This window comes from Mesorhizobium sp. CA5 (genome assembly GCF_020165105.1).
Taxonomy (GTDB): domain Bacteria; phylum Pseudomonadota; class Alphaproteobacteria; order Rhizobiales; family Rhizobiaceae; genus Mesorhizobium.
Window position 1 is genome coordinate 1 of sequence record NZ_JAIUHJ010000036.1, and the last position, 24,296, is coordinate 24,296.

At 64.0% G+C, this 24,296-nt stretch carries 20 protein-coding genes; 10 read left to right on the forward strand and 10 right to left on the reverse strand.

The features are described from left to right. Positions 1 to 338 precede the first annotated feature (338 nt). The 5 genes from LB529_RS28315 to mnmE form a co-directional block, all read right to left on the reverse strand. The gene (locus tag LB529_RS28315) at positions 339 to 1,232 is read right to left on the reverse strand and encodes a ParB/RepB/Spo0J family partition protein (protein WP_224633913.1); all 894 of its coding nucleotides are present in this window, start codon (positions 1,230 to 1,232) and stop codon (positions 339 to 341) included. Between the two features lie 60 nt (positions 1,233 to 1,292). Further along, positions 1,293 to 2,090 carry a ParA family protein gene (locus tag LB529_RS28320; protein WP_095769880.1) on the reverse strand — a complete coding sequence of 266 codons (798 nt, stop codon included), beginning with the start codon at positions 2,088 to 2,090 and terminating at the stop codon, positions 1,293 to 1,295. A 17-nt stretch (positions 2,091 to 2,107) separates the two neighbouring features. Beyond that, positions 2,108 to 2,749: a 16S rRNA (guanine(527)-N(7))-methyltransferase RsmG gene (gene rsmG, locus LB529_RS28325; protein ID WP_224712918.1), complete on the reverse strand. Its 642-nt coding sequence runs from the start codon at positions 2,747 to 2,749 to the stop codon at positions 2,108 to 2,110. Continuing rightward, on the reverse strand, positions 2,746 to 4,620 hold the full coding sequence (mnmG, locus tag LB529_RS28330) for a tRNA uridine-5-carboxymethylaminomethyl(34) synthesis enzyme MnmG (RefSeq protein ID WP_224712919.1): 1,875 nt from the start codon (positions 4,618 to 4,620) through the stop codon (positions 2,746 to 2,748). Before mnmG ends, rsmG begins: the two co-directional genes overlap by 4 nt. A gap of 201 nt (positions 4,621 to 4,821) precedes the next feature. Beyond that, on the reverse strand, positions 4,822 to 6,129 hold the full coding sequence (gene mnmE / locus LB529_RS28335; RefSeq protein WP_224712920.1) for a tRNA uridine-5-carboxymethylaminomethyl(34) synthesis GTPase MnmE: 1,308 nt from the start codon (positions 6,127 to 6,129) through the stop codon (positions 4,822 to 4,824). 130 nt (positions 6,130 to 6,259) lie between these two features. On the opposite strand from mnmE, the gene LB529_RS28340 reads away from it, so the two are divergent. After that, complete coding sequence (locus LB529_RS28340) at positions 6,260 to 8,272, forward strand: thioredoxin domain-containing protein (RefSeq protein ID WP_224712921.1); 2,013 nt, start codon at positions 6,260 to 6,262, stop codon at positions 8,270 to 8,272. 172 nt (positions 8,273 to 8,444) lie between these two features. Here the strand turns inward: LB529_RS28340 and rho are convergent, their stop codons facing one another. The 3 genes from rho to hemE form a co-directional block, all read right to left on the reverse strand. After that, complete coding sequence (gene rho / locus LB529_RS28345) at positions 8,445 to 9,710, reverse strand: transcription termination factor Rho (protein ID WP_095769513.1); 1,266 nt, start codon at positions 9,708 to 9,710, stop codon at positions 8,445 to 8,447. Positions 9,711 to 9,887: 177 nt separating this feature from the next. Then, positions 9,888 to 10,442, reverse strand: a complete 555-nt coding sequence (hemJ, locus tag LB529_RS28350) for a protoporphyrinogen oxidase HemJ (RefSeq protein ID WP_224712922.1) — start codon at positions 10,440 to 10,442, stop codon at positions 9,888 to 9,890. Beyond that, positions 10,439 to 11,467, reverse strand: coding sequence for a uroporphyrinogen decarboxylase (gene hemE, locus LB529_RS28355; RefSeq protein WP_224712923.1), 1,029 nt, complete (start codon positions 11,465 to 11,467; stop codon positions 10,439 to 10,441). Before hemE ends, hemJ begins: the two co-directional genes overlap by 4 nt. A 494-nt stretch (positions 11,468 to 11,961) precedes the next feature. Here hemE and LB529_RS28360 point away from each other — a divergent pair, with 494 nt between their 5' ends. The 7 genes from LB529_RS28360 (at position 11,962) to yihA (ending at position 17,412) form a co-directional block, all read left to right on the forward strand. After that, on the forward strand, positions 11,962 to 12,783 hold the full coding sequence (locus LB529_RS28360; protein WP_095769510.1) for a pyruvate, water dikinase regulatory protein: 822 nt from the start codon (positions 11,962 to 11,964) through the stop codon (positions 12,781 to 12,783). Positions 12,784 to 13,025: 242 nt separating this feature from the next. Continuing rightward, positions 13,026 to 13,625, forward strand: coding sequence for a Maf-like protein (locus tag LB529_RS28365; protein WP_224712924.1), 600 nt, complete (start codon positions 13,026 to 13,028; stop codon positions 13,623 to 13,625). Then, positions 13,618 to 14,451 (forward strand): shikimate dehydrogenase, encoded by an 834-nt coding sequence (locus tag LB529_RS28370; RefSeq protein ID WP_224712925.1) that lies wholly within the window; start codon positions 13,618 to 13,620, stop codon positions 14,449 to 14,451. Before LB529_RS28365 ends, LB529_RS28370 begins: the two co-directional genes overlap by 8 nt. Continuing rightward, the gene (gene coaE, locus LB529_RS28375; RefSeq protein ID WP_224712926.1) at positions 14,451 to 15,044 is read left to right on the forward strand and encodes a dephospho-CoA kinase; all 594 of its coding nucleotides are present in this window, start codon (positions 14,451 to 14,453) and stop codon (positions 15,042 to 15,044) included. Before LB529_RS28370 ends, coaE begins: the two co-directional genes overlap by 1 nt. A gap of 194 nt (positions 15,045 to 15,238) precedes the next feature. Further along, positions 15,239 to 15,943, forward strand: coding sequence for a DNA polymerase III subunit epsilon (gene dnaQ / locus LB529_RS28380; protein WP_095769506.1), 705 nt, complete (start codon positions 15,239 to 15,241; stop codon positions 15,941 to 15,943). 147 nt (positions 15,944 to 16,090) lie between these two features. Beyond that, positions 16,091 to 16,729: a CatB-related O-acetyltransferase gene (locus LB529_RS28385; protein WP_140845343.1), complete on the forward strand. Its 639-nt coding sequence runs from the start codon at positions 16,091 to 16,093 to the stop codon at positions 16,727 to 16,729. Positions 16,730 to 16,743: 14 nt separating this feature from the next. Continuing rightward, positions 16,744 to 17,412 carry a ribosome biogenesis GTP-binding protein YihA/YsxC gene (gene yihA, locus LB529_RS28390; RefSeq protein ID WP_224712927.1) on the forward strand — a complete coding sequence of 223 codons (669 nt, stop codon included), beginning with the start codon at positions 16,744 to 16,746 and terminating at the stop codon, positions 17,410 to 17,412. Between the two features lie 30 nt (positions 17,413 to 17,442). On the opposite strand, the gene LB529_RS28395 is transcribed toward yihA, so the two are convergent. Together LB529_RS28395 and LB529_RS28400 are read right to left on the reverse strand one after the other, a co-directional pair. Continuing rightward, positions 17,443 to 19,908 (reverse strand): DNA translocase FtsK, encoded by a 2,466-nt coding sequence (locus LB529_RS28395; RefSeq protein ID WP_224712928.1) that lies wholly within the window; start codon positions 19,906 to 19,908, stop codon positions 17,443 to 17,445. 219 nt (positions 19,909 to 20,127) lie between these two features. After that, positions 20,128 to 20,826, reverse strand: coding sequence for a TetR/AcrR family transcriptional regulator (locus LB529_RS28400; RefSeq protein ID WP_140845340.1), 699 nt, complete (start codon positions 20,824 to 20,826; stop codon positions 20,128 to 20,130). Between the two features lie 132 nt (positions 20,827 to 20,958). On the opposite strand from LB529_RS28400, the gene LB529_RS28405 reads away from it, so the two are divergent. Beyond that, positions 20,959 to 22,152: an HlyD family secretion protein gene (locus LB529_RS28405; RefSeq protein ID WP_224712929.1), complete on the forward strand. Its 1,194-nt coding sequence runs from the start codon at positions 20,959 to 20,961 to the stop codon at positions 22,150 to 22,152. Positions 22,153 to 22,269: 117 nt separating this feature from the next. Next, positions 22,270 to 23,883 carry a DHA2 family efflux MFS transporter permease subunit gene (locus LB529_RS28410; protein WP_411962592.1) on the forward strand — a complete coding sequence of 538 codons (1,614 nt, stop codon included), beginning with the start codon at positions 22,270 to 22,272 and terminating at the stop codon, positions 23,881 to 23,883. Positions 23,884 to 24,296 lie beyond the last annotated feature (413 nt).

Below are 24,296 nucleotides of genomic sequence, written 5' to 3' on the forward strand. Positions count from 1 at the left end.
GTCCGAAAGGACGACCAGGATTCATTCGGTCTCCTTCCCACCTCAACCATACACCGGAACCAACACACAGGATTCTAGGGTCTGCGCGCGTCGCTTCGCTCCTTGCTCCGCCCTAGAATGACGAAGGACAGGTTGACGGGACAGCACGCTCCTCTGTCCTGCCGGGGCATCTTCTCGCAGGGAAGGATTCGCAGTTCCCGGCATCTTAGCCGCGCACCGCGCAAACAAAAAAGGCCGGCAAAGCGCCAGCCCATTTATGTCTATCACGGATATATCAGACGTATCCAGCGTTCAGCCAAAACTTCAGCCACAGCCGAATACCGTTACGCCTCGACCCCCTACCGCTCGTCCTTCAGGCGCCGGCAGAGCTCGTCGAGCTGTTCCAGCGAGCGGTAGTTGATCTTGAGCGTGCCGCCCTTGCCCTTGTGCTCGATGCTGACGATCATGCCGATTGTGTCGGTCATCAGCTTCTCGAGCGCCAGCGTGTCGGGGTCCTTCTCGGGCGGGCTCGCGGGGGATTTCACCTTGGCTGGCGTCGGGCCGGCGGGCATTTGCGCCAAGGCTTCGGCCTGGCGCACCGAAAGCCCTTCCTTGACGATGCGCTTGGCGAGCCCGGCCGGGTCTTCGGCGGTGACCAGCGTTCGGGCGTGGCCGGCCGACAAATCGCCGTCGACCAGCATGTCGTGAATGACGTTAGGCAGCTTCAGCAGTCTCAGCGTGTTGGCGACATGGCTGCGGCTCTTGCCGATCACCTGGCCGAGATCGGCCTGCGTGTAGCCATGCTCGTCGATGAGCTGCTGATAGCCTTGCGCCTCCTCGACAGGATTGAGATCGGCGCGCTGGACGTTCTCGATGATCGCCAGCTCCAGCGCGGTGCGGTCGTTGACGTCGCGCACGATCAGCGGGATTTCGGTCAGACCGGCGCGCTGCGCCGCCCGCCAGCGCCGCTCGCCGGCGATGATCTCGTAGCGGCCGGGCTGCGACGGCGAGGGGCGCGCCACGACCGGCTGCACCACGCCGTGCTCGCGGATCGACTGGGCCAGATCGGTGAGCTCGGCATCGCCGAAATGCCGGCGCGGATTCTTCGGGTTCGGGCTGACGAACTCGATCGGCACCTTGCCGTCGGCCGCCACCGCCGCGCCCGGCTTTTCGGGCGCCGCCGGACGGTCGATTTCGCCGATCAGCGCCGCGAGGCCGCGGCCCAGTCTTTTTCTCGATTGGTCTTCGCTCATGAGTTTGTCCAGATCGTTTCGGAATCGAATCGGCTGATTAACCAAGCCGCGCAATGATGCTCAGGCGGCGCGCAGCTTGCGCTCGCGGCGGATCACCTCGGAGGCGAGCTGCAGATAGGCCTGGCTGCCCGAGCATTTCAGGTCGTAAAGGATCGCCGGCTTGCCGTAGGACGGCGCCTCGGAGACGCGCACATTGCGTGGGATGATCGTCTCATAGACCTTGTCGCCCATATGGGTGCGCACATCCTGCACCACCTGGTTGGCGAGGTTGTTGCGCCCGTCATACATGGTGAGCACGATACCCTGGATGGTGAGGTCCGGATTGATGGTATTGCGCACCTGTTCGACCGTCTCCAGCAACTGGCTGAGACCTTCCAGCGCGAAGAACTCGCATTGCAGCGGCACGAGAACGGAATCGGCCGCCGCCATTGAATTCAAAGTCAAAAGGTTGAGCGAGGGCGGGCAGTCGATCAGCACATAGCCGAACGGGGCCGAACGCTCGGAGGCAGCGCGCAGCGCATTGCGCAACTTGAGCACGCGGTCGGGCGCCGAGGCGATTTCCATCTCGATGCCGAGAAGGTCGAGAGTCGAGGGTATGATGGAGAGGCCGGGCACCGCCGTCGGCACCGCGGCCTGCTCCAGCTCGAGCTCGCCAGTCAGCACGTCATAGGACGAAACCGTGCGATCCTTGCGGTCGATGCCGAGGCCGGTGCTGGCATTGCCCTGCGGGTCGAGGTCGACGATCAGCACGCGCTCGCCGATCGCGGCCAGCGCCGTGGCCAGGTTGATGGCCGTCGTCGTCTTGCCGACCCCGCCTTTCTGGTTGGCGACAGTGATAATACGCGGTCCGGTTTTCATGGATTTATGCCAGTAATTCATTGCTGTTTCGCTGGGCGCAAGTCGGTGATGTCGAGGATGACGCCTTCGGCGTCGGTCATGCTCGAATGTTCTACCAGATCGAAGCCCCAGCGGTGAGTGCTTTCTTCCACCTCGGCGCGGTAATCCCGGCCTTTGTGAAAGAGCGCGCGTGCGCCGCTGGTCAGCCAGGGCGCCGATAGGTCGAGCAGGACCGGAAGCGCCGCCAGCGCCCTGGCCGTGACGATTTCTGGTGTTGAAACAAGCGCATAGCTGTCATCGATGCGCCTGGCCACGACACACGCCGGCAAACCGAACTGGCCTATGACGGATTGCAGGAACGACGCCTTTTTGCGATTGCTGTCGACCAGGGCGATCGATGCGCCGGGGCGCTCCGCCAGCAGGAAAGCCAGCACCAGGCCGGGAAAACCGCCGCCTGAGCCGAGATCGACCCAGCGCGTCGCGGTGGGTGCGATTCGCGCAAGCTGGGCGCTGTCCAGGATATGGCGGCGCCACACATCGTCCAGTGTCGACGGCGCCGCCAGATTGATGCTGCGGTTCCATTTCAGGAACAGCTGTTCGAACGCCTGCAGCCGCTCGAATGTTTCACGTGAAACCGGACCCGCTGCCTTTTGCAGGCTCGCCCAGGCATCCGCGCTCACGCCACGTCCCTTCGCGCTGCGAACTCGGCGTTGCGGACATGCGCGACAATGATGGCAAGCGCGGCGGGTGTCATGCCTTCCATGCGCTGCGCATCGGCGATCGAGCGCGGCTGGCGCGCCTTCATCTTCTGCTTCAGCTCGTTTGAAAGTCCCGGAACGTCCGCGAAATCGAGCGCCTCGGGGATGAGCCGCGATTCCTCATGCCTGATCTGTGCGGCGTCGGCTTGCTGGCGATCGAGGTAAACTGAATATTTCGCCTCCGTTTCGAGCCGCTCCGCCGTCTTGGCGTCCAGTTCGGCAAAGCGCGGTTCGACCCTTCTCAGCCAGGCCATGTCGACGCCCGGATGCGCCAACAGCGCATAGGCCGAGCGGCGCACGCCGTCCTTGTTGATCTCCAGCCCATGCCGTGCCGCTTCGTTCGGCGTAAGCGTCACAGACTTTGCCAGCGCGCGGGCCTCGTCGAGCTTCTGCGCCAGCAAGCCAAAACGCTGCAGCCGCTCCGACGACGCGATGCCGAGTTTTTCCGCCAACGGCGTCAGCCGCTCGTCGGCATTGTCGGCGCGCAGCGACAACCGGAACTCCGCGCGCGAGGTGAACATGCGATAAGGCTCGGCGATGCCCCGGCTGGTCAGGTCATCGACCATCACGCCGATATAGGCCTCGGTGCGGCTGAGCACGAACGGCTCATCGCCAGATGCCGCCCGCGCGGCGTTGATGCCGGCGAGCAGGCCTTGCGCGCCGGCCTCTTCATAACCGGTCGTGCCGTTGATCTGCCCGGCCAGGAAAAGGCCGGCGACGCGCTTCGTCTCCAGCGTCGTCTTCAGCTCGCGCGGATCGACATGGTCGTATTCGATGGCATAGCCGGGCTGCAGCATCGTCGCCTTTTCCAGCCCGGGGATCGTCTTCAGCATGTCGAGCTGCACGTCTTCCGGCAGCGAGGTCGAGATGCCGTTCGGATAGACGGTGTCGTCGTCGAGGCCTTCGGGCTCGAGGAAGATCTGATGGCCCTCGCGGTCGCCGAACTTGACGATCTTGTCCTCGATCGAGGGACAGTAGCGCGGCCCGATGCCTTCGATCGAGCCGGAATACATGGCCGAACGACCGAGATTGGCGCGGATCAGCTCATGCGTCGCCGGCATGGTTCGGGTGATGCCGCAATGGATCTGCGGATTGGCGATCACGTCGGTCATCAGCGAGAACGGTACCGGATCCTCGTCCGCCGCTTGGGCGTCTAGCGAGGCCCAGTCGATGGTGCGGCCGTCGAGGCGAGGGGGCGTTCCGGTCTTCAGGCGACCGAGCTTGAAACCCGCGCGCGCCATCGTCCCCGACAGGCCGAGACTTGCCTGCTCGTTCATCCGCCCGGCGACGATCTTCCTTTCGCCGATATGGATCAGCCCGCGCAGGAAAGTTCCGGTGGTCAGCACGACGGCGCCGCAGGCCAGCCGCCGATTGCCGGAAACCAGCACGGCTGCGACGCTACCGTTTTCGATCTCAAGGTCGAGGACTTCGCCCCCGATCACGTCGAGATTGTTCTGCTGCCGAATCGCTTCCTGCATTGCCAGGCGATAAAGCTTGCGGTCGGCCTGGGTGCGCGGACCGCGCACGGCCGGCCCCTTGCGGCGGTTGAGCAGGCGGAACTGGATGCCGGCGGCGTCGGCGATGCGCCCCATGAGCCCATCCATGGCGTCGATCTCGCGCACCAGATGCCCCTTGCCGAGACCGCCGATCGCCGGATTGCAGGACATGACGCCGATCGTCTCGAAGCGCAGCGTGACCAGGGCGGTCCTGGCGCCGGCGCGCGCGGCAGCACTCGCCGCCTCGCATCCGGCATGGCCGCCGCCCACCACCACCACATCATAGTGATTGGTCATTTTTCCAAGAATCCGCTTTCAGAGATTGGGTTGACAGATGTCCCCGACGGCGGCTGGTGTCAAGGAGAGGTGGACTCGTTTCACGTGAAACAATGAATGGCGAGCTTTGCCATCCCCACCGGACAACTGCGAAGCTGGCAGCGGCGGCGGTGTTTCACGTGAATCATTGCGAGATAGGCAAAAGCCCGTGTTTCACGTGAATCACTTACCAATGCAGAATTGCGAAAAGATGACGTCGAGCAAATCCTCGACATCGACCGCGCCGACGATCCGGCCAAGACGTTCGGCCGCCAGCCGCAGTTCCTCGGCGCGCAGCTCCTGGCTTTGGCCCGACAGTGCCGCCCGCAGGAAATCCACTGCCTCTTTGAGCAACTCTACGTGACGCAGCCTGGATGGCAGGACGTCACCCACCCCGCCAACCGCGGCGGCGGCGCGGGCCCCGATCTCGTTCAGAAGGCGGTCCAGACCGCTGCCGTTCTTGGAGGAAATCACGAGGTCATATTTCCCGGCGCCGGCATTGGCGATATCCGACTTCGTTCCGATCCTCAGCAACGGAGCTCCACCTGGAACACCCGCAACGGGCGCCGGATCAGCCATATCCTCCAACAGCAGAACGAGATCCGCCACGTCAGCTTTGGCCCGCGCCCTTTCGATACCGATCGACTCGACCTTGCCCGCAGCCTCCCGCAGACCGGCCGTATCGACAAGCCGCACCTTCAGCCCATTGAGGTCCATCACCACCTCGAGCAGATCGCGCGTCGTGCCCGGCTCGTCGGTGACGATCGCAGCCTCGCGCCTGGCCAGCGCGTTGAACAGGCTGGACTTGCCGGCATTCGGGGCGCCGAGGATCACGACTTCGAAACCATCGCGAATGATCTCCGCGGCCTTGAAACCTCCGATGTGGCGATCGATTTCCCCGATCATTACCGACACGTCGGACCAGACCGCCTCCGAAACGGAACCCGGCACATCCTCTTCCTCGGCGAAGTCGATCTCCGCCTCGATCATGGCTCGTGCATGGATCAGCCGGCGGCGCCAGCTCGAATAAAGCTCGCTCTGCGCGCCGTCTGCATTGCGCAGGGCAAAGCGGCGCTGCGCTTCCGTCTCGGCATTGACCAGATCGGCGAGCGCCTCGGTCTCGACCAGGTCGAGCTTGCCGTTCAGAAAGGCACGCCGGGCAAACTCGCCCGGTTCCGCATGCCGCACCCCATCGAACTGCGTGATCGTCTCCAGCATCTTGGCCGCGACGGCGCGGCTGCCGTGGACCTGGAACTCGGCAACGTCCTCCCCGGTGAAGCTGCCGGGACCTGGAAAGAACAGGACGAGGCCGTGATCGATGATCGAGCCGTCCGCCGCCCGGAGCCTTCGCAACGTGGTAAACCGATCCTTAACGGATCCGGCTATCGTTTCGACCACGAACCGAGTCTTGGGGCCGGAAATTCGGATGACGGCGATGCCTGCCGGCAAGCGGCCGCTCGACAGCGCGACGATCGAATCCTTCGAAGCCATTGGGGAAACCATTTGCCGGACCTGCCGAACCGCCTAGATTGAAAGATAGAGCACGGCCGAAAGCCGCTTCACACTTTTCGGCATCATGCTCCAGCGTTGATGCATGAGACCCAAAAAAGAGTCGTCCATCGTGACCTTACCCGCACGAAACCTGCTTGCCGAAGAGGCCAGCCCCTATCTGCAGCAACACAGCGACAATCCTGTCCATTGGCGCGGCTGGTCGCCTGCGGCCCTTGCCGAAGCGAAGCAGCTCGGGCGGCCGATCCTGCTCTCCATCGGCTACGCCGCCTGCCACTGGTGCCATGTCATGGCCCATGAAAGTTTTGAGAACGACGCCGTGGCCGCCGTCATGAACCGGCTCTACGTGAATATCAAGGTCGATCGCGAAGAGCGGCCCGACATCGACCAGATCTATATGGCCGCACTCCATGCCATGGGCGAGCAGGGCGGCTGGCCGCTGACCATGTTTCTGACGCCTGACGGCAAGCCTTTCTGGGGCGGCACCTATTTCCCGCGCGAGGCGCGTTACGGAAGGCCGGGCTTCATCCAGGTGCTGGAAGCGGTCGACAAGGCCTGGCGCGAAAAGCAGCAGAGCCTCGCCGAAAGCGCCGACGGGCTGACCGCTCACGTCGAGCAGCGGCTTGCCGGCGCGGCGGGCAAGGCCGTGATCGATCGCGACACGCTGGCCGACCTCGCCACCCGCATCGACGGCATGATCGACCGCGATCTCGGCGGCTTGAAGGGCGCGCCGAAATTCCCCAACGCGCCCTTCATGCACACGCTTTGGCTGTCCTGGCTGCGTGACGGCGAGGCCGCGCATCGCGACGCGGTGCTCGCCAGCCTCGAAAAAATGCACGCCGGCGGCATCTACGATCATGTCGGCGGCGGCCTCAGCCGCTACTCCACCGACGCCGAATGGCTGGTGCCGCATTTCGAGAAGATGCTTTACGACAACGCCCAGCTCATCCGCCTGTGCAACTGGGCCTATGCGGCCGCCGGCAACGACTTGTTCCGGGTACGAATCGAAGAGACCGTCGGCTGGCTGCTGCGCGAGATGCTGGTCGAAGGCGGCGCCTTCGCCGCCAGTCTCGACGCCGACAGCGACGGCGAGGAGGGGCTTTTCTACACATGGAACCGCGACGAAGTCGAAGCCGCGCTCGGCGACGATACGTCGACCTTCTTCCGGTATTTCGAGCTCGCCGCGCCGCATGGCTGGGAAGGCAAGCCGATCATTCGCCAGAGCGAGGCCCAAGCTCAGGGCATCGCCGACTATGCGAAATTGGCGTCTCTGAAGGCAAAGCTGTTGGGCGTCCGCGAAGGGCGGGTCAGGCCGGGCCGCGACGGCAAGGCGCTCACCGACTGGAACGGGCTGATGATCGCAGCGCTCGCCGAGACGGGCCGCTCGCTTGGGCGGCATGACTGGATCGACGCCGCCGCAAAAGCCTTCGGCCATATCGTCGAGGCCGGCCAGGACGGACGGCTGCCGCATTCCATGCTAGGCGCGAAAAAGCTCTTTCCGGCGCTGTCCAGCGACTATGCCGCCATGACCAACGCGGCGATCGCGCTGTTCGAGGCGACCGGCGATCCGGCCTATTCCGATCGCGCCAGGCAGTTCATCGGCGAGCTCGACCGCTGGCACCTGGATGAACAAAAGAGCGGCTACTGGCTGACGGCGTCGGACAGCGGCGACGTTCCGATCCGCATCCGCGGTGATGTGGATGAAGCAATCCCGTCGGCCACCAGCCAGATCATCGAGGCGCTGGTGCGGCTGTCATCGCTCACCGGCGATGCCGCTCTCTGGGAAAAGGCGTGGACGACCGCCGAGCATGCAATGGGCCGCGCCTCGCAGCAGGCCTACGGCCAGGCCGGCATCGTCAACGCCTGTGCCCTGACGCTCGAGCCGCTGAAGCTTGTCATTGTAGACGAGCTGGATTCACCAAGCCTCGTTCCGGTTGCGAATCGGAATCCCGACCCGCGCCGGGTCGACATTATCGTTCCGGTCGGTTCGGAAGCGAATCGACCATCGCTGCCGGGCGGCGTGTTGCCGCCGACGGACAAGGCCGGCGCCTGGTTCTGCAGCGGGCAGGTGTGCCTGCCGGCGGTGACCGATGCGGAGGAGTTGGAGAATCTGTTGCGGCGATAGCGCCCTTCACCTTCTCCCCTTGTGGGAGAAGGTGTCGCCGAAGGCGACGGATGAGGGGTGCTCCAGGGAAAGCCAGCGTCTCATTCCGCTGGAACACCCCTCATCCGTCTCGGCGCTGCGCGCCGATCCACCTTCTCCCACAAGGGGAGAAGGAGGAAGGGCATCGCCCCAATCACGTATTCATCGAATCGAAGAAGTCCGCGTTGGTCTTGGTCTGCTTGAGCTTGTCGATGAGGAACTCGATCGCGTCGGTCGTGCCCATCGGCGCGAGGATGCGGCGCAGCACGAAGATCTTCTGCAGGTCCGCGCGCGGCACCAGCAGGTCTTCCTTGCGGGTGCCCGATTTGAGGATGTCCATCGCCGGGTAGATGCGCTTGTCGGCCACCTTGCGGTCGAGCTGGATTTCGCAGTTGCCGGTGCCCTTGAACTCTTCGAAGATCACTTCGTCCATGCGGCTGCCCGTATCGATCAGCGCGGTGGCGATGATGGTGAGCGAGCCGCCTTCCTCGATGTTGCGGGCTGCGCCGAAGAAGCGCTTCGGGCGCTGCAGCGCGTTGGCGTCGACACCGCCGGTCAGCACCTTGCCGGATGACGGCACGACGGTGTTGTAGGCGCGGCCGAGACGGGTGATCGAATCCAGCAGGATGACGACGTCGCGGCCATGCTCGACCAGGCGCTTGGCCTTCTCGATCACCATCTCGGCGACCTGAACGTGGCGCGCCGCCGGCTCGTCGAAGGTCGAGGAAATCACCTCGCCCTTCACCGAGCGCTGCATGTCGGTGACTTCCTCCGGGCGCTCGTCGATCAGAAGCACGATCAGATAGCATTCCGGATGGTTGGCGGTGATCGAATGGGCGATGTTCTGCATCAGCACCGTCTTGCCGGTGCGCGGCTGCGCGTTGATCAGCGCGCGCTGGCCCTTGCCGATCGGCGCGACCAGGTCGATCACGCGCGGCGAGATGTCCTTGGAGGTCGAATTGTCGATCTCCATCTTCAGCCGCTTGGTCGGGTAGAGCGGCGTCAGATTATCGAAGTGGATCTTGTGCCGGATCTTCTCCGGGTCGTCGAAATTGATGGTGTTGACCTTGAGCAGCGCGAAATAGCGCTCGCCCTCTTTCGGGCTGCGGATCGGTCCTTCGACCGTATCGCCGGTCTTGAGCGAAAAGCGCCTTATTTGCGACGGAGAGATATAGATGTCGTCGGGACCCGGCAGGTAGTTCGCGTTGGCCGAGCGCAGGAAGCCGAAACCGTCCTGCAGCACCTCGACCACGCCTTCGCCGATGATCTCGACGTCCTGGGCGGCGAGCTTCTTCAGGATCGCGAACATCAGCTCCTGCTTGCGCATGACGCTGGCGTTCTCCACCTCGAGCGTCTCGGCATAAGCGATCAGCTCCGGCGGCTTCTTGTTCTTGAACTCTGCGAGTTTCATTTCTTGCATTAGATAGACTCTGGGTAGGCTTTGGAGAGGGAAATCGGCTGGATGCGACAAATGTCGGGCGCGGCCGAAAGCGAGAAAAGGGGCGGCGCATGACGGGAAGGAAGACCCGTCTTGTATCGTCGCTCGACTGAAAGAGCAAGCCGCCTTTTGCTGGGCCTGGCCGGATCCGGGAAAGCCTCAGAACGGCTTCACGATGGCCAGGATGACGATGACGATCATCAGCAATGTGGGGATCTCATTGACGATCCGCCAGTGCCTCGCCGGCTTTTCGTTCTTGTCCTCGGCAAATTTCCTGACCGCCCCGGCGAGATAGCCATGCAGCCCCGACAAAATGAGCACCAGCGCGATCTTGGCGTGCAGCCAGCCGCCCTGAAATCCAAAGCCTTTCCAGGCAAGCCAAAGCCCGAACACCCAGGTCGCGGTCATCGCCGGATTGATGATCCCTCTGAGCAGCCGGCGCTCCATCACCTTGAAGGTTTCGGACTGAACCGAGCCCCTTTCGGCATCGACATGGTAGACGAAGAGACGCGGCAAATAGAGCATGCCGGCCATCCAGGAAATGACCGCAATCACATGGATCGCCTTGGCCCACGGATAGAAGCTGTCGGGTGCCGCGAGATAGAGCAGCGCCGTCAGCACGACGAGCAGGGCAATGCCGATCGCCATGCGCTTCATCGCCTGGCCAGTACTGTTCTCGCTGCTCGCGCTGTTCTCGTTGCTCACATCGTTCATTGCCGGCTTCTCACCATTTTCACCATCGCCTCGACATGCGCCACCGGCGTTTCCGGCGTGATGCCGTGGCCGAGATTGAAGATCAGCGGCCCGTCACCCAAAGTCCTCAGGATTGCCTCGACGCCGTCAGAGAGCGCCTTGCCGCCGGCGACCAGGCGCAACGGATCGAGATTGCCTTGCACCGCTCCGTCGCGCTGCAGTTCCTTCGCCATCGACAGCGGTACGGTCCAGTCGAGACCTAGACCGGCAATGCCGGTCTTTCTCCTGTAATCACGATAGCGCTCGCCCGCGCCCTTCGGGAAACCGATCACCGGCACATCGGGGTGAACCGCCTTCACTTGGGCGACGATCTCGGCCACCGGCTCGACGCAGAAAGCCTCGAAGCACGGCTCGTCCAGCACGCCCGACCATGAATCGAAAATCTGCACCGCATCGGCGCCGGCCTCGATCTGGCGGATGAGATAGGCGGCCGAACGATCGGCCAATATCTTCAGAAGCCGCGCGAAGGCCTCCGGCTCGCGATAGGCGAATAGCCGGGCAGGGCCCTGGTCGGGCGTGCCGTGGCCGGCGATCATATAGGTCGCCACCGTCCATGGCGCGCCGCAGAAGCCGAGCAGCGTCGTCTCATCGGGCAGTTTCGCCCGCAGCCGGCGCACGGTCTCGTAGACCGGTTCGAGATTCACGTGAAACATGTCGCCGTTCAGCGCCGCAATCTCGACCGCCGAGATCGGCTTCAGGATCGGTCCGCGGCCCTCCTCGAAGCGGACGTCCCGCCCCAGGGCATTGGGCACAACGAGAATGTCGGAGAACAGGATCGAGGCGTCGAAGCCGAAGCGCTCGATCGGCTGCAGCGTCACCTCGACGGCAAGGTCCGGATCGTAGCAGAGATCGAGGAAGGATCCCGCTCGCTTCCTGGTCTCGCGATACTCCGGAAGATAGCGGCCCGCCTGACGCATCATCCAGAGCGGCGGCGGTGAAACCGTCTCGCCCTTGAGGACGTCGAGCACGATCCGTTTCCCAGCCATCCTGCGCTGCCCTCTCTACAGCGCCGCGCGTCCTTAGACGCGCAAAGGACGCTGTAGCGCTTTCATTTAGCGCATGATCCTTTCCGAACCTCTGGTTCGGGGTCATGCGCGCTCCTCTTAAATCAAATATCTATTTTAAAAGAGTCTTCTGATTCTAAGAGTCTGTTGGTTGTGATGGTTGCGACCTGTCCAGCCTGCGGCTCGAAAAGGCCAGTCAGCATATTGTCGCGTACTCGCTTTCGCAATTTGGAGGGTTCTGGGGACGAAGCGGATTCCAGCTTTGGAGTCAAAAGCTTGGACTTACCGTTCCGAACCTCGCCCTGTGGATGAGATCGGCCAAGAAAACTTGATCCCCGGTTTTGTCCCCAGCGCCGCGACAAAGCCTACAGCGGGTCGAATTGTGGACAAGCGGCCATCTGATACAGTCGCTTCCTTGCCCAAGGCTTGCCCATCCAGCCTTGTCCACAATTGCCCACAGCCTGGACCCATTCCCTGTGAACAAACCTCAGAGCTTCTTCCATCTGCATCTAATCTCCGACGCCACCGGCGAGACACTGCTGGCGGCCGGCCGCGCGGCGTCCGCGCAGTACAAGGATGCGCGCGCCATCGAGCACATCTATCCGCTGATCCGCACGGAAAAGCAGATAGCCAAGGTCTTCGAGGACATCGAGGAGGAGCCCGGCATCATCCTCTATACGGTCGTCGACCAGAAGCTGGCGCGCTCGATCGATGAGCGCTGCGCTGCCATGGGCCTGCCTTGCGTCTCGGTGCTGGAACCGGTGCTGACCGTCTTCCAGTCCTATCTCGGCACGCCGGCCGGTCGCCGCGTCGGCGCCCAGCACGTGCTCGACGCCGAATATTTCCGCCGCATCGATGCCTTGAACTTCACCATGGAGCATGATGACGGCCAGCTGCCGGCCAATATGGACGATGCCGATATCGTGCTGATCGGCATTTCGCGCACCTCGAAGACGCCGACCAGCATCTATCTCGCCAATCGCGGCATCAAGACCGCCAATATCCCGATCGTGCTCGGGGTGCCGCTGCCGGAAAGCCTGATCGCCGCCAAGACGCCTTTGGTCGTCGGGCTGGTCGCCACGGCAGAGCGCATCTCGCATGTGAGGCAAAACCGCATCCTCGGCAACAGCGCCGCCTTCGTGCCGACCGACTATGTCGACCGCGCCGCGATCAACGAGGAGCTCGCCTATGCCCGCCAGCTTTGCACGCGGCATGGCTGGCCGATGATCGATGTCAGCCGCCGCTCCATCGAGGAAACGGCGGCGGCGATCGTTGCCCTGCGGGGCAAGACGCGCTAGGGCAAGCGATGTAAGTGAGCACTCCGTCCAACACCCCTCATCCGACCGAGCTTCGCTCGGCCACCTTCTCCCACAAGGGGAGAAGGAAGAACGCGGCGCCAGCGTCCTGCGATTACCGCCAGGCGGCGATTTGCGGTGACGTTGGACTTTCCTTCTCCCCTTGTGGGAGAAGGTGGATCGGCGCGACAGCGCCGAGACGGATGAGGGGTGCTGGACGGATCGCAACGGTTGAATGAACCATCATGCCTGAAAAGATCATCCTCGCCTCCGGCAGCCCATTCCGAAAAGCCATGCTCGTCAGCGCCGGCCTCGACATCGAGGCGGTGCCGGCAAATGTCGACGAGCGCGCGCTCGAGGCTCCGCTGAAGGACAGCGGCGCTTCGCCCGAGGACGTCGCGTCGATCCTGGCCGAGGCCAAGGCGACCGAGGTCAGCGAGCGCAAGCCGGGCGCCCTGGTGCTCGGCTGCGACCAGACGCTGTCGCTGGATGACGAGATTTTTCATAAGCCCGCCGACATGGAAGGCGCCCGCCGCCATCTCCTGGCCTTGTCCGGCAAGACGCATCAGTTGAACAGCGCCGCGGTGCTTTGCCGCGACGGCGCAGTGCTGTGGCGCCATGTCGGCGTCGCCAGCCTCACCATGCGCAAGCTCGACCCCGCCTTCATCGGCCGGCACCTGGCCCGCGTCGGCGCCAAGGCGCTGTCCAGCGTCGGCGCCTATCAGATCGAGGGCGAAGGCATTCAGCTGTTCGAGAAGATCGAGGGCGATTATTTCACCATCGTCGGCCTGCCGCTGCTGCCGCTGCTGAAGGAGTTGCGCGCATTGGGAGCCATCGATGGCTGAGAAAAAGGCCTTCGTCACCGGACATCCGATCGCCCATTCGCGCTCGCCGAAGATCCACGGCTACTGGCTGGCCAAATACGGCATCGACGGCAGCTATGAAGCGATCGACGTCGCGCCGGCGGATTTCGCCGCCTTTCTGAAATCTCTCGGCGAGAACGGCTACCGCGGCGGCAACGTCACCATTCCGCACAAGGAAGCCGCTTTCGCCGGAGTGGCCCGCCGAGACCATGCGGCCGATGAAATCGGCGCGGTCAACACGTTGTGGTTCGAGGATGGCATTCTGTGTGGCGGCAACACGGACGGCTACGGCTTCGCCGCCAATCTCGACGACCAAGCGCCTGGCTGGGCGGTCAATGGACCGGCCGTGGTTCTGGGCGCCGGCGGCGCCTCCCGCGCGGTCATCCATGCGCTGAAGGAGCGTGGCATCAAGGATATCCGCATCGCCAATCGGACGCTCGCGAGAGCGGAGGAACTCAGCCGCCACTTCGGCGCCGGGGTCTCGGCGCATGGCGCGGGCGCGCTCGGTGATCTGCTTGCCGATGCCGGCCTGCTGATCAACACCACCTCGCTCGGCATGCATGGTGACGCCACGCTCTCCGCCGATCCGGCAGGCTTGCCCGGCCACGCCATCGTCACCGACATTGTCTATGTGCCGTTGGAAACGCCCTTGCTTGCCGCCGCCAGGGCGCGCGGCCTGAAGACGGTCGATGGTCTCGGCATGCTGCTGCATCAGGCCGTGCCAGGTTTCGAACGCTGGTTCGGCAGGAAACCCGAAGTGACGCCCGAATTGCGGCGCATGATCGTCGCCGACATCGAGGGCCGTTGATGATCGTGCTCGGCCTCACCGGATCGATCGGCATGGGCAAGTCCACCACGGCGAAAATGTTCGCCGAAGCCGGCGTGCCGGTGCATGATTCCGACGAGACCGTGCATCGCCTTTATTCCGGCAAGGCCGCCCCTCTGGTCGAGGCGGCCTTTCCGGGCACGACGCAAGCGGGCGCGGTCGACCGGGTCAAGCTCGCCGAAAAAGTGCTCGCCGATCCGGCCGCGCTGAAGCGGCTCGAGGCAATCATTCACCCGCTGGTGCGCGCCGACGCCGACGCGTTTCTCGCAAAGCATCGCGCCGCCGGCGCGCGGCTCGCCGTGCTCGACATCCCGCTGCTGTTCGAAACGGGCGGCCGCAGCCGCGTCGACAAGGTCGTGGTCGTCAGCGCGTCGCCTGAAATCCAGCGTGAGCGCGTGCTCGCCAGGCCGGGCATGAGCGAGGAGAAGTTTTCATCCATCCTCGCCAGGCAGGTGCCCGACGCCGAAAAGCGCCGACTGGCCGATTTCATCATCGACACCGGCCATGGCTTCGACGCCGCGCGAAAGAGGGTCGAGGCGATCGTCGCCGAACTCTCAGGGGAAAAGTCCGGCTAAGCCGACTCCTGACATTACAGCGCCGCGCGCCCGTTCGGACGCGCAAAGGACGCTGTAACGCTTTGATTTTGTGCATGATCCTTTTCCGAAAATCGAGTCCGATTTCGGAGGTCAGGCGTTAGGCCGTCACCAGTCCCCATTGCCATTTTGTTCTGGTGTATGATTCTGCTCGTTTGGGAAGCGAACTGATTCGAATGCGTGAGATCATCTTCGATACGGAAACCACCGGCCTCGATTTGCGCGACGACCGCATCATCGAGCTTGGCGGCGTCGAACTGGTCAACCGCTTCCCGACCGGCCGCACCTTCCACAAATTCATCAATCCGCAAGGGCGCGCGATCCATGCCGAGGCGCAGGCCGTGCACGGCATCAGCGCCGCCGACCTGGTCGGCAAGCCGACCTTCGCCGAAATCGCGCAGGAATGGCTGGACTTCACCGACGGCGCCAAGTTGATCGCCCACAACGCAACCTTCGATATCGGCTTCCTCAACCTCGAATTCAGCCGGCTCGAGCAAGCGGCCATCGATCCCGGCCGCGTGGTCGACACGCTGGCGCTGGCGCGCCGCAAGCATCCGATGGGACCGAACTCGCTCGACGCGCTCTGCCGGCGCTACGGCATCGACAACACCCGCCGCACCAAGCACGGCGCGCTGCTCGACTCCGAATTGCTGGCGGAGGTCTATATCGAGCTCATCGGCGGCAAGCAGGCGGCGCTGGTGCTGGAGTCCGTGGCGGTGCACATGAATGGCGCCGGCGAGGTGGCCGATATCGACATCTCGATCGGCGCCCGGCCGATCGCCCTGCCGCCGCGGCTCAGTGAAACGGATCGGGCGGCGCATGCGGGGCTGGTCGCGACGCTCGGCGAAAAGGCGCTGTGGCTGAAAGTGGCGGTGGGTTGACCGGGCGCTATTGGCGCTGACGTTGGAGACTTTCCAATCCGATCGCGATCTGTCGCGGCAGCCATTGAACGGTTGGTCGCGTCGAAGGATCGCGTTAGTTTGATCGCGCGCGCCGACCGCACCCAAACCCGCCCGCAAAGGACCGCGATGACCGGACCCAATCCCAACGTCAAGCATCCGATTGCGATGCATCCGCGCGTCGGTTTCCTGAAGGGACTGGTGACGTCGCCCAACATCGAGATCGGCGACTTCACCTATTACGACGACCCCGACGGTCCCGACAAATTCGCCGAGAAATGCGTGCTGCATCACTACGACTTCATCGGCGACAAGCTGATCATCGGCAAGTTCTGCGCCATAGCGGAAGGCGCGCGTTTCATCATGAACGGCGCCAACCACGCCATGTCGGGCTTCTCGACCTATCCGTTCAACATCTTCGGCCATGGCTGGGAGGAAGGCTTCGACCCGCAGACCTGGTCGAAGGAGATTCGCGGCGACACCACGATCCGCAATGACGTGTGGATCGGCATGGATGCGGTGATCATGCCGGGCGTGACGGTGGGCGACGGCGCCATTGTCGCGGCGAAATCGGTTGTCACGCACGACGTGCCGCCTTATGCGATCGTGGCCGGCAATGCGGCCAAGGTGGTGAAGATGCGCTTCGACGAGTTCACGGTGCGGCGGCTGCTCAAGGCGGCCTGGTGGGACTGGCCGGTCGACAAGATCAGCCGCAATCTCAACGCCATCCGCGGCGCCGACATTTCCAGGCTGGAGGCGGCGGTTTGAGCGCGCCCGAAAAAATGACAAACGTCAAAACGCCGAACGAAACCGCGATCAGCCCGGAGCTGTTCACCCGTGGCTGGGTCTTCATCCGCGGCGTGCCGTCGATGAAGTTCCTGCCCCCGGAAGGCCCGCCGGAGATCGCCTTCGCCGGCCGTTCCAATGTCGGCAAATCGTCGCTGATCAACGCGCTGGTCGGGCACAAGGGCCTGGCGCGGACGTCGAACACGCCGGGGCGCACGCAGGAGCTCAACTATTTCGTGCCCGACGGCTTTTCCGGCGAGGGCGCCGACCTGCCGCCGATGGCGCTGGTCGACATGCCGGGCTACGGCTATGCCAGCGCGCCGAAGGACAAGGTCGATGAGTGGACCAAGCTGATCTACGAGTATCTGCAGGGCCGCGTGACGCTGAAGCGCGTCTATGTGCTGATCGACGCGCGCCATGGCATCAAGGCCAAGGACGAGGAAGTGCTGACCCTGCTCGACAAGGCGGCAGTATCCTACCAGGTGGTGCTGACCAAGACCGACAAGATCAAGGCCGCGGGCGTGCCGAGGCTGATCGAGGAGACGCTGGCCAAGATCAAGAAGCGGCCCGCGGCGTTTCCGGTGGTGCTGGCCACCTCCTCGGAAAAAGCCGAGGGCTTGGACGAGCTGCGCGCCGCCATCGCCCTGGTAGCGAACGGCGGCTGACGCCGCCCGCCAGGGACCGATCCCTCAGGATCAATCCATCTCGTCGCGTTCCGGCTCGCGATCGCGCCGGCCGCTGAGGATCTCGCGCTTGCCGACATGGTTGGGAGCGCCGACCAGGCCTTCCTTCTCCATGCGCTCGACCAGCGAGGCGGCGCGATTGTAGCCGACGCCGAGGCGGCGCTGGATGTAGGAGGTCGAGCACTTCTTGTCGCGCTTGACCACCTTGACGGCTTCCTCATAGAGCGCGTCGCCATCCTCCTCGGCCATCGCGCTTTTGTCGAAGACCGGGCCTGTGTCGGCCGCTTCCTGTTCCTCTTCCTCGTCCGCGGTGACGGTGTCGAGATATTCGGGACGTCCCTGCGCTTTCAGATGCGCCACGACATGCTCGACCTCGACATCGGAAACGAAGGGGCCATGCACGCGCGAAATGCGCCCGCCGCCGGCCATGTGCAGCATGTCGCCCTGGCCGAGCAGCTGCTCGGCGCCCTGCTCGCCGAGGATGGTGCGGCTGTCGATCTTCGACGTCACCTGGAAGGAGATGCGGGTGGGGAAATTGGCCTTGATCGTGCCGGTGATGACATCGACGGACGGGCGTTGCGTCGCCATGATCAGATGGATTCCGGCGGCGCGTGCCATCTGCGCCAGCCGCTGGATGGCGCCTTCGATCTCCTTACCGGCCACCATCATCAGGTCGGCCATCTCGTCGACGATGATGACGATGTAGGGCATCGGCGCGAGGTCGATCGCGCGCTCCTCGAACAGCGGCTCGCCGGTGCCTCTCTCGAAGCCGGCCTGCACCTGCATGGTCACGACCTCGCCCTTGCCGCGGGCGCCTGCCGCGCGCTGGTTGTAGCCGTCGATGTTGCGCACGCCGAGGCGCGCCATCTTGCGGTAGCGGTCCTCCATCTCGCGCACCGCCCATTTCAGCGCCGTGACGGCCTTCTTGGGATCGGTGACGACCGGCGTCAGAAGATGCGGGATGCCGTCATAGACGGAGAGCTCCAGCATCTTGGGGTCGACCATGATGAGACGGCATTCCTGCGGTTTCATCCTGAAGAGCAGCGACAGGATCATGGTGTTGATGGCGACCGACTTGCCGGAGCCGGTGGTGCCCGCCACCAACAGATGCGGCATCTTGGCGAGCTCGGCGATGACCGGTTCGCCGCCGATGGTCTTGCCGAGGCCGAGCGCCAGCTTGCAGGAGGTATTGCGGAAGCCTGCCGAGCCGATCAGCTCGCGGAAATAGACGGTCTCGCGCGTCTCGTTGGGCAGCTCGATGCCGATGACATTGCGGCCTGGCACCACGGCGACACGCGCCGAGACGGCCGACATGGAGCGGGCGATATCGTCGGCGAGCCCGATGACGCGGCTGGATTTCACGCCCGGCGCCGGCTCGAACTCGTAGAGCGTGACGACCGGCCCCGGCCGGACATGGATGATCTCGCCCTTGACGCCAAAATCCTCCAGCACGCTTTCGAGCAGATCGGCATTCTGCTCCATCCGCTCCTGCGACATGTAGAAGCCCTGGCCCTCGGGCGGCATCTGCAAGAGCTCTTCCGAAGGAAGCTCGTAGCCGCCCATCGCGGATAGCGGCCCGACCTCGCCGGCCATGGGCAACGATGGTGCCTGCCTGGCTTTCCTGGCGCTTACCGGGGCGGAGATTGGCATGGGCTTGGCAGGCGCCGGTTGGGCGGCCGCCGGAGCCGGCACGGCCGCCAAGATCGGACTTGCCTCCGCCGTGTTGGAGCGCCATTCGATGACCCGGTAAAATGACGTCGCCTCACCCGGGAAGGCGGCACGGGGCTGGACCGGTTGCGCGACCGGACGCTGCGCCTGCACCGGCTGCATCAGTGGCTGCGCCGGAACGGCAGGCGCCTGCCCCGTCTCGTTCAGACGCGCCCGCGCCAGGCGCTCGGCCAGGAAGGGCATACCGAACTCGAAAAAGGCATGATCGGAAAGATAGGACCAGCGCAATCCGCTCAGGCGCGGTTTTGGTGTCGGAGCAGCAGCCTGGCTCGGCGCGGCCGCTGCGGCCGGGACGATGGCAGGGGCAACAGTGGCTGGTGCGCGGATCGACCCGGTTTGCATCGGCGCCGAGGCGGGAGCGGCGGAACTTTTCCGGACCGGAGCGGCTGGCGGCGGAGCCGGAGGCGCAGGCCGGACGGGCTCGGCCGCGTATGCCTTGCCCTGAGCGGCATCCTCCGGCGGAGCGGCCCGCCTGGCGAGGTCGGTGTCCGGTGTGCGCGTGAAACGCACATTGGGCGCAAGGAAGAAATAGTTCTGCCAGGCGGGGAGGCCGAAATCGTCGCCGGCCGATTCGGATGCATTACGAGCGGCGGTCGATTCGCCCCCGGGCAGGACTCGCAGCGGCACGACCTGTCCTGCTTGCGGGACTGCGCCATGGCGCCCGGTTTCCCGCGGATTGCGATGTTCGTCGTCGCTGTCGTGGGCTGAGGCGCCGGGATGATTGGCACGGGGGAAACGCATGGATGTCATACTCGAGACTCGCCGATTGAACGTCTCCCGAGACATAGGAAGCGATGGTTAACAGGTTCTTCCGAAAGCGCCTGCCGGATGATGCCGATCGATATTTTGAGAGGGGTCTTCAGGCCGGTCTTCGCGGTCGAGGCAGACCGCACCGATGGATTTCGCGGCGACGCCTCGCGACCCCTTCAGCTTCGCCCTTTGCGCTCCGGAATCCGCATGCCCGAACGGTCAGGCCGATTGCAACGCCCGTTCCTCGGCGAAGAATTTTTCCGTGGCATAGGCCTTGAGAAACACGTCGACGCCGGACGTCACGACGTGCTCGATCTCCGCCTGGCTCGGCGCTTTCGTGCGATAGGAAAAGATGCACTGGCGGAACAGGCCGGCGAGGCAAAGCTCGGTGAACTGGTAGGCGGCAAGGTCGACGTCGGCGATCTGAAGCAGGCCGCGTTCGACGGCTTCGTTGAGGAAGGCCATGACCTTGTCGTGGCCGCGCTTGGGGCCGCGTTCGTAGAAGCGCGCGCCAAGCTCCGGAATCCGATCGGCCGCGCCGACCACGGTGCGCTGGGCCTGGATGACCTTGGCCGAGGTGATCTTCAGCGAAAGCACGGTGCCGAACTTCACCAGCGTCTTGCGCAGGTCGTCGAAATGGTCGAGCACCTCATACATGTTCTTGAAGATGGTGCCGCGCTCTTCCTCGATGAGCGCCTCGAACAGCTCTTCCTTGTTTTGAAAATAGACGTAGATCGTGCCCTTGGAGACGCCGGCCTCGCGCGTGATGTCGTTCATCGAGGCCGCTTCAAAGCCCTTGTCTATGAAGACGCGGCGGGCGCCCTCGATGATCTGGGCCCGTTTTACGGGATCCTGCCCGGCCGCCGGGCGGCCCTTGCGCAAGTCGAGCAGATCGCTATCGGCTGTCGTGTCGACCATGGAAGTCGTTCCTTGAAAATATTTCGAACCGCTCGGTTCGATTTCCTCTTGATATGGTCCTCTTTCCGCGCTATGTCAATCTCCAATTCGAACCGAACGGTTCAGTATGAATGACATTCCAGAGAGATCGCTATGTCCTCGAACGCGCCCGCCACCGCCGAAGTCCGCTCTTTTCCCAACGCCAAGGTCCAGCCTTCGACCGAAGCGCCGGAAGTTCCTGTCCAGCCCGCCGCTCCCATTGCGACGCCGGCGGCTGAAGCACCCGCCAAGAAGAAGCGTTCTGTCCGCTCTTTCCTGTTACCGATCATCGGCCTTGCCCTGCTCGGCGCCGGCTCCTGGTATGGGTATAACTATTGGACCGACGGACGGTTCATGATCTCCACCGACGACGCCTATGTCCAGGCCGACATGTCGTTCGTGTCGCCGAAAATATCCGGTTATATCGACAAGGTGCTGGTGAGCGAGAATCAGCGGGTGAAGGCCGGCGATCCGCTGTTCGTCATCGACAATGGCGACTACAAGATCGCCGTGGCCCAGGCCGAGGCGCAGATCGCCACCTTGAGCAAGACACTCGACCGCATCGACGCCCAGACCAAGGCCGCCCAGGCCTCGCTGTCGCAGGCCCAGGCGCAGAAGGTCGCGGATCAGGCCGCCGCCGACAATGCGGCGCGCGCCCAGCTGCGGGCGGCGCAACTCGTCAAGACCCATGTCGGCACGCAGGCCCAGCTCGACGACGCCCAGACCGCGCTCGACCAAGCCAAGGCGGCGCTTGTCGGCGCCGATGCGCAGATCGCGGCGGCGCAGGCCAATATCGGCGTGCTGGAAGCGCAGCGCGCCGAGTCGGCCTCGACGCTCGCCTCGCTGCAGCTCACCCGCGACAAGGCCCTGCGCGATCTGTCCTTCACCGTGCTGAAGGCTCCCTATGACGGCGTCGTCGGCAACCGCTCGGTCGAGCAGGGCGATCTCGTCAGCCCCGGCCAGAAGCTCGCCGTCGTCGTGCCGATGGACAAGCTCTACATCGTCGGCAACTTCAAGGAGACGCAGCTCGGCCGGATGGTGCCTGGCGAGAAGGTCCGCATCACCGTCGACGCTATCGACGGCCAGACCTTCGAAGGCACGGTTTCCTCGCTGGCGCCGGCTTCGGGCGCGGTGTTCTCGCTGCTGCCGCCGGAAAACGCCACCGGCAACTTCACCAAGGTGGTGCAGCGCGTGCCCGTGCGCATCGACGTCCCGGCCGACGTGCTGAAGGCCGGCAAGCTGCGCGCCGGGCTGAGTGTCGTCGTCGCGGTCGACAGCCGCACCGCGCCGGCTTCGACGACCAACTGATTGGGGGGCGGCCCGGCGGCCGATCGAGCGCCGGGCCGTCCAGCCTGCTTTATCGTTTTCGACGCAATTCGGGACCGCCACGCGCTCGTCCCAGGAATTGCCCAGGGAGGCCATGACATGGCAACCGCAACCATCACCGCAGGATCAATGCCCGGACGTCCGGTCGCTGCCGCGCCGGCCCTGCCCGCGGACCATATGCCCGTGCGCCGCGTCGTCGCCTTCCTGGCGATGGTGTTCGGCATGTTCATGGCGATCCTGGACATCCAGATCGTCTCGGCCTCACTGTCGGAAATCCAGGCGGGCCTGAGCGCCAGCTCCGACGAGATTCCGTGGGTGCAGACCGCCTATTTGATCGCCGAGGTGGTGATGATCCCGCTGTCCGGCTTCCTCAGCCGCATGCTGTCGACGCGCGTGCTGTTCACCACCGCGGCGGCCGGCTTCACCGCGGCCAGCGCGCTTGCCGCGACCGCCACCAATATCGACCAGATGATCGTCTACCGCGCCATCCAGGGCTTTATCGGCGGCGGCATGATCCCCAGCGTCTTCGCGGCCGCCTTCACCATCTTCCCGCCTTCCAAGCGCGCCGTCGTCTCGCCGATGATCGGCCTGGTGGCGACGCTGGCGCCGACGATCGGCCCGACGGTGGGCGGCTATATCAGCCACGCCATGTCCTGGCACTGGCTGTTCCTGATCAATGTCGTGCCCGGCATCCTGGTGGCGACGGCCGCCTGGGCGCTGATCGACTTCGACAAGCCCAACCTGAAACTGTTCTCGAAGTTCGACTGGTGGGGCCTGATCGGCATGGCCGCTTTCCTCGGCTGCATGGAATATGTGCTGGAGGAAGGCCCGAATCATGACTGGCTGCAGGAGCCGGCGGTGTTCGCCTGCGCCATCATCATGACCATCGGCGGCGTCATCTTCTTCTGGCGTGTCTTCACCGCCGAGGAGCCGATCGTCGACCTCAGGGCCTTCAGCAACGTCAACTTCGCCTTCGGCTCGCTGTTCTCCTTCGTCGTCGGCATCGGCCTCTACGGGCTCACCTATCTCTATCCGGTGTTCCTAGGGCGTATCCGCGGCTACGATTCGATGATGATCGGCGAGGCGCTGTTCGTCAGCGGCCTGGCGATGTTCTTCACCGCGCCCGTTGCCGGCATCCTGTCGAACAAGATCGACCTCAGGCTGATGATGATGATCGGCTTCGTCGGCTTCGCCACCGGCACCTGGTGGATGACGCATCTCACGGCCGACTGGGATTTCTATGAGCTGTTGATCCCGCAAATCCTGCGCGGCTGCTCGATGATGCTGTGCATGGTGCCGATCAACAACATCGCGCTCGGCACGCTGCCGCCGGAACGGCTGAAGAATGCGTCGGGCCTGTTCAACCTGACCCGCAACCTCGGCGGCGCCGTCGGCCTCGCGGTGATCAACACGGTGCTGATCGACCGCAACGCCTTCCACTATGCGCGGCTCTCCGAGCATGTGCAGTGGGGCAGCGAGACCGCGCAGACCAAGCTGCAGAACATGACGCAGAATTTCGGGCAGACCGCCGGTCTCGACGCCACAAGCGCTGCGATCTCGAAACTGTCCGGCATGGTACACCAGCAGGCGGCGCTTTTGTCCTTCATGGACGTGTTCATGATGCTGACGGTGCTGTTCGCCTCGCTCGGATTTTTCGTGCTGTTCATCAACAAGCCGGCCCCGCAGGGCGGCGGTGGCGGCGGAGGCCATTGAGGAGCCGGAACCCCCGCCTGGCGTCCTCAACGCGTGACCCCGGGAATCGGTGACGACTTCCGGGTCATTCTTTGTTGGAGAGATTGAAAGTGACTCTTTGTTTTTGAGGCAATTCCGGACGGAAAACCGCTAGTGGCACTGCACAGGGATTTTGACCGATCGGCTCTGTTTGCATTGGCAGGCGGCATGCGTTGGAGATTGGCCGAAATGCCCACCCCGTCGTCATTCTAGGGCGGAGCGGGAAGCGAAGCGTACCGCGTAGACCCTAGAATCCATGCCGTTACCTTCGCCAAGGAGTGCAACGAACAAAATTCTGCACGGTGGCGGCACTTCGAAGTCACGGCATGGCAACTGTGTTCACGCGAATGCGGTTTTGTCGCGAATGATAGCGTTGAGGACGACCAGGAGCTTCC